We start from the raw sequence: 14,996 nt of genomic DNA on the forward strand, positions 1-14,996 counted from the left end.
CGGAGCACGTCGCGCCGGCCTGGGCTCCCCATTCTCCGTTGATCTCCCTACACCCCTTTACGCACGAGTGAGTCGCACACCATGGCATTTATTTTCCCCCCCGAGGCGCCCGTCGGTATTCCCGTCGTCGGCACGAGTGATCTGTTCGCGGCGCGCCGCGTGTATTGCGTAGGCCGCAACTACGCCGCGCATGCGCGCGAAATGGGCTTCGATCCGGATCGCGAGCCGCCGTTCTTCTTTTGCAAGCCGGCCGATGCGCTCGTTCCGCTCGCCTACGGCGAAACGCTCGAACTCGCGTACCCGTCGCAGACGCAGAACTATCACTACGAAGCGGAACTGGTCGCGGTGATCGGCAAGGCGGGCTCCGACATTCCGCTGGAACAGGCGCTCGACCACGTGTGGGGGTACGCAGTCGGCCTCGACATGACGCGCCGCGATCTTCAGATGAAGATGCGCGAAATGGGCCGCCCGTGGGAAATCGGCAAGGCGTTCGACCGTTCGGCGCCGATCGGTCCGATCCATCCGGCCAGCGCGGCCGGGCACTTCGAAAAGGCCGGCTTGTGGCTGACCGTCAATGGCGACACAAAGCAGAAGAGCGATGTGTCCCATCTGATCTGGTCGGTGGCCGAGACGGTTGCCGATCTGTCGAAGTTCTTCCGTCTCGAACCGGGCGACGTGATCTACACCGGCACGCCGGAAGGGGTCGGCGCGGTCAGGACAGGCGACGTGATGACCGTCGGTGTCGAACGGCTCGGCGAATTGACCGTGCGTGTGGTCTGAACTTCATTTGACAGGTTTTATCGTGCAGCTTCATAGCTTCTTCAATAGTTCAACGTCGTACCGTGTGCGGATCGCGCTTGCCCTCAAGGGGCTGCCCTACGATTACCTGCCGGTCGATATCCGCACGGGTGCGCATCGCGAGCCGCAGTACGTGGCGAACGTGAATCCGTCGGCGTCGGTGCCCGCGCTCGTCGACGGCGAGTTTCACCTCGGCCAGTCGCTCGCGATCATCGACTATCTGGATGCGCGCTACCCGCAACCGCGTCTGATTCCGCTCGACGCGCACGAGCGCGCCCGCGTCCTCGAGCTTTCGTACCTGATCAGTTGCGACATCCATCCGGTGAACAACCTGCGCGTGCTGCGCTATGTGCAGGACGTGCTCGGCGCATCGGCCGAACAGAAAGACGCGTGGTATCGGCACTGGGTCGCAGAGGGGATGGCGGCCGTCGAGCGTCTGCTGACACGCGACGCTTGGAACGCGGAAGGCCCGTGGTGCTTCGGCGCACAGCCGACGCTCGCGGATTGCTGCCTCGTGCCGCAGATCGCCAATGCGCAAAGAATGGGTTGCGATCTGAGCGCCTATCCCCGCAGCCTCGCCGTTTACCGGCACGCGCTCGAACACCCCGCGTTCGAACTCGCGCAACCGCAGCGCCAGCCGGACTACCGCGTCTGACGCAGTACAGGAGACAAGAGTCATGAGTGAGACACATCAAGAGACACGTAAGGAGACCCGCCGCGTGATCGTGGTCGGCGGCGGCATCGGCGGGCTGGCGGCGGCGCTCGCGCTGGCGCGGCAAGGCATCGGCGTGCAGTTGCTGGAGCAGGCGCCGGAGATCGGCGAGATCGGCGCGGGCATCCAGCTCGCCGCGAATGCGTTCAATGCGCTCGACGCGCTGGGCGTCGGCGACGCGGCCCGCGGCCGCGCGGTGTTCACCGACAGCCTGAATCTGATGGACGCGATCGACGCCAGCGAGATCGCCCATATCGACGTCGGCGCGCCATACCGTCAGCGCTTCGGCAATCCGTATGCGGTGATCCATCGCGCCGACATCCATCTGTCGATCCTGGAGGCGGTGCGGGATCATCCGCTGATCCAGTTCCGCACCAACACGCAGGTGCGCTCGCTCGACCAGGACGACAGCGGCGTCACGGTCACCGATCAGCACGGCGAGCGCTATCGCGCGGATGCCGCGATCGGCTGCGACGGCGTGAAGTCGGCGGTCCGTCAGACGCTGATCGGCGATGAGCCTCATGTGACCGGGCATGTGGTGTATCGCGCGGTAGTCGAGGTGCAGAACATGCCCGCCGATCTGCGCATCAACGCGCCGGTGGTGTGGGCCGGTCCGCATTGCCACCTGGTGCATTACCCGCTGCGCGGCGGCCAGCAGTACAACCTCGTCGTCACGTTCCACAGCCGCGAACAGGAGCAGTGGGGCGTGCGCGAAGGCAGCAAGGAGGAAGTGCTGTCGTATTTCGAAGGCATTCACCCGCTGCCGCATCAGATGCTCGACCGCCCGACTTCCTGGAAGCGCTGGGCCACCGCCGATCGCGATCCCGTCGAACGCTGGAGCTTCGGCCGCGCGACGGTGCTCGGCGACGCGGCGCATCCGATGACGCAATACCTGGCCCAAGGCGCCTGTCAGGCACTCGAGGACGCTGTCACGCTAGGCGCGGCCATAGCGGCGGCCGACGGCGACTTCGAAGCCGCGTTCGCGCTGTACGAGAAGGCGCGGATTCCGCGCACCGCGCGCGTGCTGTACTCGGCGCGCGAGATGGGAAGGATCTATCACGCGAAGGGCGTCGAGCGCCAGGTGCGCAACTCGCTGTGGGTGGGACGCACGCAGGAGCAGTTCTACGACGCGTTGCAATGGCTGCATGGCTGGCGCGCCGAGGACTGCCTGAAGGGCGTGGCCTGAGGAGTCGGCGATGGCCGGATAACAAACATTCATAGCTGGAGGAGACACCCCATGAAAACCCGCACGCCCGTCAATGTCACGGAGCTGATCGACCGCAACCGCGTGTCGCCTTTTCAAATGGCGATCGTCGTGTTGTGCTTTCTGATCGTCGCGATCGACGGTTTCGATACCGCGGCGATCGGCTTCATCGCACCGGCGATCCGCGCGCAGTGGCAGCTCGCTCCCACGCAGCTCGCGCCTATCTTCGGCGCGGGCCTGGCCGGCTTGATGGCCGGTGCGCTGCTGTTCGGTCCGTTCGGCGACCGGCTCGGCCGCAAGCGGCTGCTGCTCTTGTGCGTGCTGGGCTTCGGCCTCGCGAGCGTGGTGTCGGCGTGGGCCGGCACGCCGGCTGAACTGATTGCGTTGCGCTTTCTGACCGGCCTCGGTCTGGGCGGCGCGATGCCCAACGCCATCACGCTGACCTCGGAATACTGCCCCGCGTCGCGCCGCTCTTTCCTCGTGACCACGATGTTTTGCGGCTTTACCGTAGGCTCGGCGCTCGGCGGCTTCGTCGCGGCCGCGCTGATGGAGCGCTATGGCTGGCGCGCGGTCCTGCTGACCGGCGGCGTCGCTCCGCTGTTGCTGCTGCCGATCCTCGCGTGGCGGCTGCCCGAGTCGGTGCGCTATCTCGTGGCGCTCGGCAAGGAGCCGCAGCAGGTGGCGCGGGTGCTCGCGCGCATCGCGCCGGACGAAGACCTCTCGCTTGCCACGTTCACGGCAGCGCACGGCAAGGCAAACGGCTCGCCGGTCGGGCAGTTGTTCAGGCGCGATCTGCTGCGCGGCACCTTGCTGATGTGGCTGACGTTTTTCATGAGTCTGCTGGTGATCTATCTGTTGTCGAGCTGGCTGCCGACTTTGCTGCGCGCGAACGGCGTGTCGCTGCAAACGGCGGCGCTGGTCACCGCGATGTTCCAGGTCGGCGGAACGCTCGGCGCGATCGTGCTGGGCTGGCTGATGGACCGCATCAATCCGCACTACGTGCTGGCGGGCAGCTATGCGGCGGCGGGGCTGTTCGTCGCGGCGATCGGCAGCCTCGCGGCCACGCCCTGGCTGGCGGCGGTGGCGGTGTTTTGCGCGGGGTTCTGCATCTCGGGCTCGCAGGTCGGCGCGAATGCGCTGTCGGCCGCGTTCTATCCGACCGATTGCCGCGCGACCGGCGTGAGCTGGGCCAATGGTATAGGCCGCATGGGCTCGGTGGCGGGGTCGCTCGCGGGCGGCACGATGCTGGCGATGGGGCTGACGATGCCGGCGCTGTTTCTGCTCGTGGGTGCGCCGGCGATTGTCGCGGGGGTGTCGATGATGGCGCTGGGGCTGACCAGGTCGAAGGCGTTGCCGCTCGGCGACCCTGTGGTGCTGAGCGAACCTCGTTCGGTCACCTAGCGCGCCGCGTTTTTGAAGCGCATGGCCGAAGGACCGCGCGCCGTGCTGAATCTCAGGCGCCGCCGCGCGGCACCGGTTCGTGCATCTTCGATCTTGCCTGGCGGTGGCTCCAGCAGCGCGCCACCGCCGCCCAGGCACGACACCATCCGTTAGTTCGACAACGACAGATAAGGCGAACTCAGCGGAGTCGGCGGGAACGGCTGCGAGCCCATCTGCTTGCTGAAGCTGTATCGCACATACACCGCGGCGAGCCACTCGCGATATTCATAGGCATTGCCGAGCGAAGCGGTCGCGATTCGGCGTGCTGTGCCCCGCGACCACGACCGCCGAAGCGGTCGCGCTGCTGGATCGCGAGCGCGGCAGGCTCGCGGCGCTCGCGCCGGCCGAGTTGCCGCGCGGGTTGCGATACACGTTCAGTGTCGGCGTGGACGAACGGCGGCGCGACGAATCGCTCGCCCAACTGATGGCCCGTGCCGACGGCGCGCTGTACGCGGCCAAGGCTTCGGGCCGCGACCGCGTGATGGCGGCCGCGTAAAGTCCATCAAGCGAATTTTTTACCTGTATTCACACGGCGGGCATAAACATTTGGCGGATATTTGCCGATAACCATTGGCGGAGTGACTGGAACCAGCCTGATATCAAACCCATATGTCTGCCACCTCAACGCAGCACCTGTCCGATCCCGGTTTGCGCGATCGCTTTCACCGGCGTGCGCTGGAACATCAGCGCCCGCTGTCCACGGTGACGATGGCGTACACGGTGGTCGCGTTCCTGTGCATGGTCGGGGCGCGCAACCTGGCCGGCGGCCCGGCGGCGCCGCTTGCTTACCGGCTGATGTGCGCGCTGCTGCTGCTGCTGCTGGTGCTGGCGATCCCGAGTGCGAAGTCGCCGTGGCTGTTCGGCGCGATCGGCGTGGCGTACATGCAGGTGCTGCTGGCCGGCCTCGCACTGAACATCGCGGGGCTCGCCCAGCCGCTGCTGTGGGTGCTGCCCGCGCTAGTGGCGATTCCGGTTTGCGCCGCGCCACTGTGGCTCACGCCGGCGCATTTCTTCATCGGCAGCGCGCTGTTCTATGCAGGCGCGTTCGCGCTGCTGCCCGGCGAGCCGCATCCGCATGACGTCGGCGTGGTGATGGGGACGTGGATCGCGGCGATCGGCGTGCCCACCTCGATCGTGTTTCACTTCGCGTTTTACCGCTTCCGGCGCAACCACTTCATGCTCGAAAGCCAACTGGCGGAACTCGCGGCGACCGATCCGCTGACCGGCCTGCAAAACCGCCGCGCGTTCGTCAAGCAGGCCGAGCGCCGCCTTGCTGCGATCACGCCCGACGGGCAGGTCAGCGCGATCTTCCTGGACATCGACAACTTCAAGTCCTTGAACGACCGGTTCGGCCATGCGATCGGCGATCATGCGCTGCATCGGGTCGCGCAGGTGCTGGTGGACGAAACCACCGCCAGCGACAGCGTGAGCCGGATCGGCGGCGAAGAGTTCGCGGTGCTGCTGCACGACGGACTCGACCGCGCGCTGCAACTGGCCGAGCGGCTGCGCGTCGCGATTGCCGCGATCGAGCGGCCGGACGGCAACCTCGCCGCGAGCTTCGGCGTGGCCGAACACCGCCAAGGCGAAAGCATCATGGCGCTGCTCGACCGCGCCGACGAAGCGTTGCTGCGCGCGAAGCACTCGGGGCGTAACCGCGTGTGCGCCGAGCGCGCGCTGCCGCTCGAAACGCTGCGGCGGGTCGCGAGCGATGCACAGGGCGAGGCCGGTGAGGAAAGCGCACGCGGCGCGGCACAGCGGCACCGCTGGGAGGACTTCTACCTGATCTCGCACTTCCAGCCGCTCTACAGCTTGTCGCATCAGAAGCAGGTGGGCTTCGAGGCGTTGCTGCGCGGCGAGCAGGACGACGGCACGCTGGTGCCGCCCGCGGTGATGTTCGCGCCGAAGCCGTCGAGCGATGAAGGCGCGCTCGACCGCGCGAGTCACGCCGTCCACCTGGGCAACGCATGCCGGGCGCTCCCCGGCGACGCGTGGCTGTTCCTCAACATCCTGCCGGCCACCTTCATCGCCGACGGTTACGTCGACCGGCTCGCGACTATCGTGCGCACGGCGGGCTTCGAAACCGAACGGGTGATTCTCGAGATTCTCGAATCGCACGGCGGCAGTGTCGACGACATGTCGCGCGCGGCGGCCTTGTACCGCGAGTATGGCTTCCTGATCGCCGTCGACGATTTCGGCGCGGGTCAGTCGAATCTCGACCGGCTGCTGCGGATTCGGCCGGACCTCGTCAAGCTCGACGGCGAACTGATTCGCGCAACCACGCACGGCACCGGGCAGCCGATTCTGCCGAAGCTCGTATCGCTGCTGCACCAGGCGGGGATGCTGGTGGTGGTCGAAGGCGTGGAGACCGCCGACGAACTGATTCTCGCGGTGGAGTCGAACGTGGATTTCGCGCAGGGCTATCTGCTCGGGCGGCCGGCCGCGGAGATCGCGCCGCCGGAGTCGGTGAACCGGCAGATCGACGAAGCGTTCGACGTGATCGCCCAAGGGCGCGCCCATCAGCATGCGCTGTTCGAATCCGAAGTCGAGCCTTATCGCATTGCGTTGCGGGTCGCCGCCGATGCGCTGTCGGCCGGCACCGTCATGGACGACGCGTTCGCCAGGCTCGCAACCTTCGAGCGTTGCATCAGCTGCTTCATTCTCGACGCTTCAGGCCGCCAGATCGGTCATGAAGTGCCGGGGCCGGCGTGGAGCAAGGAGGGCGCATCGCTGCATCCGGTGGCGAATCCGCGCGATGCGCGCTGGGACCACCGGCCGTATTTCCGCAATGCGGTGCTGCTGCCGGGCGTGACGGTGACTAGTAGTCCGTATCTTTCGCTTGCGAGCGGGAGACCCTGCATCGCGGTGACCCTGGCCCTGCAGCTCGCGGTCGGGCGAGCGGTGATCGGCGTGGAGCTGGACTGGGCGGAACCGGGGTTGCCGTGGCCTGCGGGGGAGTAGTGCGTTTCTCGCCGCGCAGGCCGGTTCGCGAGCGGCTCGCAAGCCTGATCAATAGCCGCCTTTGGTCGGCGCCGCTGCCGCCGCCGTGTTTTTGTACGACGCCGCCAGGTCCGCCGCCGCGCGGCTGAGCAGCCCCGTATCGGTGCCGACCGCCACGAAGCTCGCGCCCGCGGCGAGATATTCCGCGGCAAACGCCGGATCGGGCGCGAGCACGCCTGCGGCCTTGCCCGCGCCGCGCACGGTCTCGATGCCGTGGCGAATCGCGTGGCGCACGCGCGTGTCGCCCGGCTTGCCGAGCAGGCCCATCGACGCGCTCAGATCCGATGGCCCGAAGAACACGCCGTCCACACCTTCCACGTTGGCAATCGCCGCCAGATTCTCCATGCTTCGCACGGTCTCCGCCTGGACCAGCACGCACAACTCGTCGGCCGCCGTGTTCAGATAGTCGGGCGCGCGGTTCCAACGCGACGCGCGCGCCAGCGCACTGCCCACACCGCGTATGCCTTGCGGCGGATAACGGGTTGCGGCGACCGCGTCGGCGGCCTGTTCGGCTGTGTCGATCATCGGCAGCAGCAGCGTTTGTGCGCCGATGTCGAGCAGTTGCTTGATCAGCGCGCTGTCGCTGCGCACCGGGCGCACCACCGGATGCGACGCATACGCAGCCACCGCCTGCAATTGCGACAGCGTACTGCGCACGTCGTTCGGCGCATGCTCGTTGTCGATCAGCAGCCAGTCGAAACCGGCGGTGGCCAGCAACTCGGTCACATAGGCGTCGGCGAGCGCGGCCCACAGGCCGAATTGCGGCCGGCCTTCGGCCAACGCGCGCTTGAAAGGGTTGTGCGGTAGGGACATGTCGAGCCAGTCAGATGAAATTCAAACCGATGCCGCCGAGCGGACCATAGTCGACGTGAAACGTGTCGCCCGCGCGCGCGGGTATGGGGCTCGTGAACGAGCCGCTCAGGATCACGTCGTGCGCGTTCAATGATTCGTCGTACGGAGCAATTTTGTTGGCGAGCCACGCGACGCCCGTTGCAGGGTGATTCAACACCGCGGCCGCGAGGCCGCTTTCTTCCACGGTGCCGTTCTTGTAGAGCAGTGCGCCGACCCAGCGCAGATCGACGTCGAGGGGGCGCACCGGCCGGCCGCCCAGCACGATGCCCGCGTTCGCCGCGAAGTCCGAGATCGTGTCGTAGACCTTGCGTGGCGCCTGGGTGTCGCGGTCGAACTGTTCGATGCGCGCGTCGATGATTTCCACTGCGGGGCTCACGTAAGCGGTGGCGTCCAGCACGTCGAACAGCGTGACGCCGGGGCCTTTCAACGGCTTGCCGAGCACGAATGCCAGTTCCACTTCGACGCGCGGCGCGATGAAGCGCTGGGTGCGGATGTCCTGGCCGTTCTCGATGAACATGCTGTCGAGCAGCGGCGCGTAGTCGGGTTCGTCGATCTGCGACGAGCGCTGCATCGCGCGCGAAGTCAACCCGATCTTGCGCCCCTTGATGACGTGGCCTTCGGCCAGTTTGAGCCTGACCCACTCGCGTTGAATCGCGTAGCCATCCTGAACGGTCATCTGCGGATACTGGGCGGAGAAGTGGCGCAGTTGAGTGCGGGTTTTCTCGGCGTGGTCGAGTTTTGCCGCGAGATCGCGGATGGTCTGTTCGTCTAGCATGATGGATTCTCGGTGAGCCGCCGAAATGGAAGGTCGGGCCTTGGCGGTGCGGCGTCAGCGTGCCGGTTTCAAGCTTTCAGCCGCGCGTGCAGATTGTTGTGCTTCCATGTACCGGCTTCGCTGAACTCGTTGATTTCCAGCGACAACGCCAGCCCCTGCTGTTCGAACTCGGCCGCGAAGTGCTGTTTGATCAGTGCGAACAGCGCATCGCCGGTGGCCTTTTTCACGGCATCGGAGCGGCCCGCGCCGATCTTCAGATTCGCGTGCAGGAATGCGGCGTCGGGGCGTCCGTCGGCGACGCGGTATTGCTCGCAGCGCACGGCGCGCACCCGGATGCCGCCGAGCGGATAGACCTTCTGTTCGTTCTCGCGTCGCGCGTCGAGGCATTGCGCGAGTTTGTCGCACAATTGGCCGATGCGCTGCGCGTCGGCGAGATTGGCGCTGTATTCGAGTGTCAGATGGGGCACGTGGGTCTCCTCAAAACTCAGGCGGGCAGTGGCGTAACCGGGAAGATCGCATTGATCTGGCCAGTGCCTGAACTGCCGAAGTACGGCGTGACGACTTCCACCTTGCCGTCGTAACGATCCCAGCCGAGCGCGCCGAGCAGCATCGCGGTGTCGTGCATGCCGCCTTCGCCCCAGCATTTCTCGTTGTAGAGCGGCAGCATCTCGCAGAAGGTCTTCCAGTCGCCGGCTTCCCACAACTCGACCACGCTGCGGTCCATTCGTTCGAGAAACGGACTCCACACCTTGTGCATGAATTGTTCGGCCGTGCCGTTGTCGGCGAAGTGATGACTGAGCGACCCGCTCGCGAGAATCGCGACGGTGCCGTCGTAGCGCTCCTCGATCGCCTTGCGCACCGCAAGGCCGAAGCGCGCACTCGTTCGGAGGTCGTGCCACATGCACCAGCCCGCCACCGACACTGCCTTGAAATGCTGATCGCCGTTCATATAGCGCATCGGCACCAGCGTGCCGTATTCGAGTTCGAGCGTGGTCTCGCTATGCGCGCGGCTTTTCACGCCCATTTCATTGGCGACTTCCGCGATCAGATTGCCGAGCCCGACATTGCCCGGATACGCGTAGGGCATGTTCTTGATGAAATGCGGCAGTTCGTTGCTCGTGTAGACGCCTTCGAATTTCGGCGCGCAATTGATGTGGTATTCGCTATTCACGAGCCAGTGCACGTCGAACACGACGATCGTGTCCACGCCCAGTTCGCGGCACCGCCGGCCGATTTCATGATGGCCGTCGATTGCGGGCTGACGGCAGCCTTTGTGCGGACCGTCGAGTTCGGACAGATATAACGACGGGACGTGAGTCACTTTTGCTGCCAACGCGAGTTTTTCCATCGCGGTCTCCCGTGAAAGATGCTTGCTGTTCCATGTGGCGCGGCTGCGCGTTACGCGCCCCAGCGCGGAATGTGATGCGAGCCGAGCGATACGCAGACGTTCTTTGGTTCGAGAAACACTTCATAGCTCCACGTGCCGCCTTCGCGGCCCACGCCCGATGCCTTGGTGCCGCCGAACGGCTGGCGCAGATCGCGCACGTTCTGGCTGTTGACGAAGCACATGCCCGCTTCGACGGCGGCGGCGACGCGATGCGCGCGGCCCGTGTTCTCGGTCCAGATGTAGCTCGACAGGCCGTATGAAATGTCGTTGGCGAGCCTGATCGCATCGGCTTCGTCGTCGAACGGAATCAGGCACGCGACCGGGCCGAAGATTTCTTCCTGCGCGATGCGCATGCGGTTGTCCACATCGACGAACACTGTCGGCATCACGAAGTTGCCTTTGCGCATCGCGTCGGGCAGGCTGGGCAGGTCGAGGCCGCCGCACGCGAGCGTCGCGCCTTCTTTCGGACCCAGCTCGATATAGCTGCGCACTTTCGCCAGATGGGCCTGGCTGATCATCGGGCCGACAATGGTGCTGTCCGCGAGCGGATCGCCCACGCTCAAACGTTGCGCGCGCTCAATGAAGCGCTCGGCGAAACGGGCGTAAATCGAGCGTTGCACCAGAATGCGCGAACCCGCCGTGCAGCGTTCGCCGTTGTTCGAGAAGATCATGAACACGGCGGCGTCGAGTGCGCGTTCGAAATCGGCGTCGTCGAAAATCACGAACGGCGATTTGCCGCCGAGTTCCATCGAAAACTTCTTCAGCCCGGCCGTCTGCACGATGCGGTTGCCGGTCGCCGTCGATCCCGTGAACGATACCGCGCGCACGTCGGGATGCGCGACCAGCGGTTCGCCGGTTTCCTTGCCGAAGCCGTGCACCACGTTCAGCACGCCGGCCGGAATACCGGCTTCGAGCGCGAGCTGACCGAGCATCGACGCGGTGAGCGGCGAGAGTTCGCTCATCTTCAGCACGGCGGTATTGCCGAACGCGAGGCAGGGCGCGACCTTCCACGTGGCCGTCATGAACGGCACGTTCCACGGCGAGATCAGCGCGCACACGCCGACCGGATGAAACAGCGTGTAGTTCAGATGCGTGTCCGTGGGATACGTATGGCCGTCGACGCGCGTGCACATCTGCGCAAAGTAGCTGAAGTTGTCGGCGGCGCGCGGAACGAGTTGCTTGCGCGTTTGCGAAATGGTCTGGCCAGTGTCCTTTGTTTCGGTCTCCGAGATTTCCGGCACGTGCTTCGTGATCAGTTCGCCGAGCTTGTGGATCAGTTTCGCGCGTTCGGCGGCGGGCCTCGCGGCCCACGCGGGAAACGCCTGTTTGGCGGCGCGCACGGCAGCATCCACTTCCTGCGCGCCACCGCGTGCGACTTCGGCGAGTACTTCTTGTGTAGCCGGATTGACCGTTTGGAAATAGTCTTTCGCGGTGCACGTCACGCCGTTGATCAGATGGTCGATTCGCATTGCGTTGTCCTTTTCTGGTGCTGTCGATCAGTGGTAGCCGATCATGCGCGGCCGAAGTCCGCGTCGGACCCAATCGTGTTGACTTGACGGCCCAGGCCGTCGATTTCGCAAACCACTTCGTCGCCCGCGTTCACGTTGACGATGCCTTCCGGCGTACCGGTCAGGATCACATCGCCGGGCGCGAGCGTCATGAAGCCGCTCAGATATTCGATCAGCGCGGGGATGCCGGTGACGAGATCGCGCGTGTTGCCGCGCTGTTGCAGCGTGCCGTTCACGAACGTGCGCAATTCCAGTTGCGTGACGTCCGCGATGTCGACGGCGTCGATGAACCAGGGGCCGAGCACCGTGCCGCCGTCGCGATTCTTCACGCGCAGGTTGGGGCGGTAGTAGTTTTCGAGGTAATCGCGGATCGCGTAGTCGTTGGCGATCATGTAACCGGCCACGTGCTGCATTGCGTACTCGCGCGTCACGTTCTGCGCGCTCCGGCCGATCACGACCGCCAGTTCGCACTCGTAGTGCATGAACGTGACGTCGGCGGGGCGGCGCGTCACGCCGCGATGACCGAGCACCGTGCCGGGGCCCTTGAGAAAGACGAGCGGTTCGTCCTGCTTGCTGAATTGCAATTCCTTCGCATGCTCCGCGTAGTTCAGGCCGAGCGCGAAGATCGTGCCGACTTCGAGCGGCGCGAGCCAGACCACTTCATCTTCGCGACGCACGCGGCCGTCCGCGAGGCGCACGCCATGGGCGTCGGGATAGGCTTCGTGAATCGCGCCTGCATACGCAACACGGCCGCGCATCATCGTTGTTCTCCATCGTGTCCGGTTGCGCCGACAAACGATACCGTGAGCGGCGGCAGTTCCCCAATCGTGATCGTGGCCGTGTCGCCGATATGCGCGACCGGCGAGCCGTGACGCACGCCGAGCGTAATCACGTCGCCTGCGTTGAGTGTCATGAAATCGGTCACGTCCGCAAGCAATTGCGCGACGTTGCGCACGGATGACGAAGTGCTTGCCGTGAAACGTTTCGCGCCGTTGAGCACGACCTCGATACCGAGATCATCCGGCCTTGCAACATGACGCGCCGCGACCACGGCCGGCCCGACCACGCAGAAGCCGTCGCGTGCGCGCAGGCGCACCGAAGGCCGATATACGTTCGTATGTGGCATGCTCAGATCGGCGACCAGCGTATAGCCCGCGATATAGTCGGCCGCGCGATCCACGCTAAGGCGTGTTGCGGTGCGGCCTATTACGATCCCCAGCGAAGCGCCGACTTCCACGCCCGCCGCGTCGTCCGGCACGACCACCCGCGCGCGATGCCCAGCGAGCGTGTTGCGAGGCTTCAGATAAAGAACCGGCGCCTTCGGCGGCGCCTTGTACGGCGCGGCGCGCAGCGCGTCGCCTAACGCAGCGAGCGTGGCGCGATCGTTCAGCAAGGTACCGTACACCGCGCCACGGACCGGCGCGCGGCACGCGATGCCGCGTGCGAGCAGCGCAGCCGCGGTGCGTGCGTCCACGTCGCGGGGCAGCGCGTCGCCTTCGGGATGCAGCAGGTGATCGGCAAGGGCAAACATAAGGGAGCGGTCTCTCGGAAAAAACTCGACGAAAACACTAACATGTTAGTAGTATTGCGCTTGATATCATTCACGGTCAATAGGCTGCCGGTTGATCGCGGGTTTTCCCTTAAGCACCGGCGGCTGTCTTTATTCTTTGCCAACATGTCCGCTGCCACCCGAGTTTTGCACCGCAATCTGCCGATGCTGTTGTTGCGCGCCCGAGAAAAAATGATGGAGCGCTTCCGTCCATTGATCACCGCTCATGGACTGACCGAGCAGCAATGGCGTGTGATTCGCGCGCTCGACGAACATGGGCCGATGGAGCCGCGCCACATCTCCGATATCTGCACGATTTCGAGCCCGAGCATGGCCGGCGTGCTCGCGCGGATGGAGAGCATGGACCTGGTGATCAAGGAGCGTTTCGCGGAAGATCAGCGCCGCGTGCTGGTGTCGCTGACGGACACGAGTGCGGAACTGGTGCGCTTGATTTCGAAGGACCTCGAAGCGCACTATCGGGAACTGGAGCGCAAGGTGGGGCCGGAGATCGTCGAGCGGGTGTATCGCGCGGTCGACGATCTGCTGGCCGGGCTCGCAGAGGAGGATGAGTGACCCGGATGCCCGCGGGCTCGGAGCCGGATCCGGCTACCAGCCCTGAAAGCGTCTCCATTCCACGCTGTCGCCGTCCGGCGCAACCGCGTGATACTCGGGAAATTGCGCACCGGTCGCGCATGCATGATTCGGCAGAATGCGCAGCTTCATGCCGACAGGGAAGCGCTGCGTAATATCGTCGGCCTGCGCCTGCGCCTGCGCTTGTGTCGGCGACAGAATGCCGTGCTCCTGGTTCGCGCCGCTCACCACGTAACCGGGCAGCAGCGTGCCGTTCAGCAGACACGGCTGGCCATAGCCGAAATCGTGCGACTGCCTGGACGTGCCGCGATCCCGGCTCATCGCCATCCAGCCCGCGTCGAGAATCGCCCAGCCCTTGTCCGCCTGATGGCCGATCACGGTGGTGAGCACGCTGAGCGCGATGTCGTCGAGCGTGCACACGCCGACGTTGTGCATGACCAGATCGAACAGCACGTAGACGCCGGCCCGCACTTCGGTGACGCCTTCCAGCTGCGTGGCGGCGAGCGCGGTCGGCGTGGAGCCGACGCTGACCGCCGGGCACGCGATGCCGGCCTCGCGCAGACGTTGCGCCGCGCGCACGCAGCCCGCGCGTTCCTGCTCCGCGAGCGCGGCGAGCGCCTCGGGCGTGTCGAGCTCGTAGCTCGATCCGGCATGGGTCATTACGCCGCCCACCTTGACGCCGTTCTCATGCAGAATCCGGCCGACTTCGAGCAGCGTGTCTTGTTCCGGAGTGATGCCCGAGCGGTGTCCGTCGGTGTCCACCTCGATCCACACTTCGAAGGTTTCGCCATGCTGGTCGCCGAATGCGGCGATGGCCGACGCGGCGGTCGGGTTGTCCACCACCAGCTTCAGATCGCAGCCCTGGCGGCGCAGCGCCAGCGCTCTCGGCAATTTCGAAGGGGCCATGCTGACCGCGTACAGAATGTCGCCGATGCCGGCGGCAAAGAACGCTTCCGCTTCCTTCAGCGTGGATACCGTGATGCCGCGCGCGCCGGCGGCGATCTGCGCGCGCACCACGTCGATGCATTTGGTGGTCTTCACATGTGGCCGGAACGTGACGTTCAGCGTGTTCATATGCCCCTGCATGCGCGCGATGTTTTTCTGCATCCGTGCGATATCGATCAATGCGGCCGGGGTTTCGATCTGTTCGAGTTTCATGCTGTCACCGGGGATTGAGAGGGTG

Annotated in this window: 15 protein-coding genes; 7 read left to right on the forward strand and 8 right to left on the reverse strand. The window is 65.4% G+C overall.

Features of this window, described 5'->3' with window-relative positions; translation table 11 throughout:
- Positions 1-81: 81 nt before the first annotated feature.
- From PQR02_RS05745 to PQR02_RS05770, 6 genes are all read left to right on the forward strand, one after another.
- Positions 82-780 carry a fumarylacetoacetate hydrolase family protein gene (locus PQR02_RS05745; RefSeq protein ID WP_408226753.1) on the forward strand — a complete coding sequence of 233 codons (699 nt, stop codon included), beginning with the start codon at positions 82-84 and terminating at the stop codon, positions 778-780.
- Between the two features lie 22 nt (positions 781-802).
- Positions 803-1,453 carry a maleylacetoacetate isomerase gene (maiA, locus tag PQR02_RS05750; RefSeq protein WP_408226757.1) on the forward strand — a complete coding sequence of 217 codons (651 nt, stop codon included), beginning with the start codon at positions 803-805 and terminating at the stop codon, positions 1,451-1,453.
- A gap of 22 nt (positions 1,454-1,475) precedes the next feature.
- The gene (locus PQR02_RS05755) at positions 1,476-2,696 is read left to right on the forward strand and encodes a 3-hydroxybenzoate 6-monooxygenase (protein WP_408226760.1); all 1,221 of its coding nucleotides are present in this window, start codon (positions 1,476-1,478) and stop codon (positions 2,694-2,696) included.
- A gap of 51 nt (positions 2,697-2,747) precedes the next feature.
- Positions 2,748-4,115, forward strand: coding sequence for an MFS transporter (locus tag PQR02_RS05760; protein WP_408226762.1), 1,368 nt, complete (start codon positions 2,748-2,750; stop codon positions 4,113-4,115).
- 301 nt (positions 4,116-4,416) lie between these two features.
- Positions 4,417-4,650 carry a nucleotidyl cyclase domain-containing protein gene (locus PQR02_RS05765; protein WP_408226765.1) on the forward strand — a complete coding sequence of 78 codons (234 nt, stop codon included), beginning with the start codon at positions 4,417-4,419 and terminating at the stop codon, positions 4,648-4,650.
- Between the two features lie 113 nt (positions 4,651-4,763).
- Entirely contained in the window at positions 4,764-7,112 is a 2,349-nt protein-coding gene (locus PQR02_RS05770) for an EAL domain-containing protein (protein ID WP_408226768.1), read from the forward strand.
- A gap of 48 nt (positions 7,113-7,160) precedes the next feature.
- Here PQR02_RS05770 and hpaI read toward each other — a convergent pair whose 3' ends face one another.
- From hpaI to PQR02_RS05805, 7 genes are all read right to left on the reverse strand, one after another.
- Positions 7,161-7,964: a 4-hydroxy-2-oxoheptanedioate aldolase gene (gene hpaI / locus PQR02_RS05775; RefSeq protein WP_408226771.1), complete on the reverse strand. Its 804-nt coding sequence runs from the start codon at positions 7,962-7,964 to the stop codon at positions 7,161-7,163.
- A 10-nt stretch (positions 7,965-7,974) separates the two neighbouring features.
- Complete coding sequence (hpaH, locus tag PQR02_RS05780; RefSeq protein ID WP_408226774.1) at positions 7,975-8,778, reverse strand: 2-oxo-hept-4-ene-1,7-dioate hydratase; 804 nt, start codon at positions 8,776-8,778, stop codon at positions 7,975-7,977.
- 68 nt (positions 8,779-8,846) lie between these two features.
- Complete coding sequence (locus tag PQR02_RS05785; RefSeq protein WP_408226777.1) at positions 8,847-9,245, reverse strand: 5-carboxymethyl-2-hydroxymuconate Delta-isomerase; 399 nt, start codon at positions 9,243-9,245, stop codon at positions 8,847-8,849.
- Positions 9,246-9,262: 17 nt separating this feature from the next.
- The gene (gene hpaD, locus PQR02_RS05790) at positions 9,263-10,126 is read right to left on the reverse strand and encodes a 3,4-dihydroxyphenylacetate 2,3-dioxygenase (RefSeq protein ID WP_408226780.1); all 864 of its coding nucleotides are present in this window, start codon (positions 10,124-10,126) and stop codon (positions 9,263-9,265) included.
- A 50-nt stretch (positions 10,127-10,176) separates the two neighbouring features.
- Complete coding sequence (hpaE, locus tag PQR02_RS05795; protein WP_408226784.1) at positions 10,177-11,634, reverse strand: 5-carboxymethyl-2-hydroxymuconate semialdehyde dehydrogenase; 1,458 nt, start codon at positions 11,632-11,634, stop codon at positions 10,177-10,179.
- A gap of 41 nt (positions 11,635-11,675) precedes the next feature.
- Positions 11,676-12,434, reverse strand: coding sequence for a fumarylacetoacetate hydrolase family protein (locus PQR02_RS05800; RefSeq protein WP_408226787.1), 759 nt, complete (start codon positions 12,432-12,434; stop codon positions 11,676-11,678).
- Positions 12,431-13,204 carry a fumarylacetoacetate hydrolase family protein gene (locus PQR02_RS05805; RefSeq protein WP_408226790.1) on the reverse strand — a complete coding sequence of 258 codons (774 nt, stop codon included), beginning with the start codon at positions 13,202-13,204 and terminating at the stop codon, positions 12,431-12,433. The genes PQR02_RS05800 and PQR02_RS05805 overlap by 4 nt, the downstream gene beginning before the upstream one ends.
- A 183-nt stretch (positions 13,205-13,387) precedes the next feature.
- On the opposite strand from PQR02_RS05805, the gene hpaR reads away from it, so the two are divergent.
- Positions 13,388-13,795, forward strand: coding sequence for a homoprotocatechuate degradation operon regulator HpaR (gene hpaR, locus PQR02_RS05810; RefSeq protein WP_408226949.1), 408 nt, complete (start codon positions 13,388-13,390; stop codon positions 13,793-13,795).
- Between the two features lie 33 nt (positions 13,796-13,828).
- Here hpaR and PQR02_RS05815 read toward each other — a convergent pair whose 3' ends face one another.
- Positions 13,829-14,971 (reverse strand): DSD1 family PLP-dependent enzyme, encoded by a 1,143-nt coding sequence (locus tag PQR02_RS05815; protein ID WP_408226793.1) that lies wholly within the window; start codon positions 14,969-14,971, stop codon positions 13,829-13,831.
- Between the last annotated feature and the right edge of the window lie 25 nt (positions 14,972-14,996).

This window comes from Paraburkholderia sediminicola, assembly GCF_046026895.1.
GTDB lineage: Bacteria > Pseudomonadota > Gammaproteobacteria > Burkholderiales > Burkholderiaceae > Paraburkholderia > Paraburkholderia sediminicola_C.

Coding starts and splice junctions, on each gene's coding strand:
- PQR02_RS05770 (WP_408226768.1), top strand. CDS start 4,764: ATGTCTGCCACCTCAACGCAGCACCTGTCCGATCCCGGTTTGCGCGAT.
- PQR02_RS05815 (WP_408226793.1), bottom strand. CDS start 14,971: ATGAAACTCGAACAGATCGAAACCCCGGCCGCATTGATCGATATCGCA.
- hpaR (WP_408226949.1), top strand. CDS start 13,388: ATGCTGTTGTTGCGCGCCCGAGAAAAAATGATGGAGCGCTTCCGTCCA.
- PQR02_RS05755 (WP_408226760.1), top strand. CDS start 1,476: ATGAGTGAGACACATCAAGAGACACGTAAGGAGACCCGCCGCGTGATC.
- hpaH (WP_408226774.1), bottom strand. CDS start 8,778: ATGCTAGACGAACAGACCATCCGCGATCTCGCGGCAAAACTCGACCAC.
- PQR02_RS05805 (WP_408226790.1), bottom strand. CDS start 13,204: ATGTTTGCCCTTGCCGATCACCTGCTGCATCCCGAAGGCGACGCGCTG.
- PQR02_RS05745 (WP_408226753.1), top strand. CDS start 82: ATGGCATTTATTTTCCCCCCCGAGGCGCCCGTCGGTATTCCCGTCGTC.
- hpaI (WP_408226771.1), bottom strand. CDS start 7,964: ATGTCCCTACCGCACAACCCTTTCAAGCGCGCGTTGGCCGAAGGCCGG.
- hpaD (WP_408226780.1), bottom strand. CDS start 10,126: ATGGAAAAACTCGCGTTGGCAGCAAAAGTGACTCACGTCCCGTCGTTA.
- PQR02_RS05760 (WP_408226762.1), top strand. CDS start 2,748: ATGAAAACCCGCACGCCCGTCAATGTCACGGAGCTGATCGACCGCAAC.
- hpaE (WP_408226784.1), bottom strand. CDS start 11,634: ATGCGAATCGACCATCTGATCAACGGCGTGACGTGCACCGCGAAAGAC.
- PQR02_RS05800 (WP_408226787.1), bottom strand. CDS start 12,434: ATGATGCGCGGCCGTGTTGCGTATGCAGGCGCGATTCACGAAGCCTAT.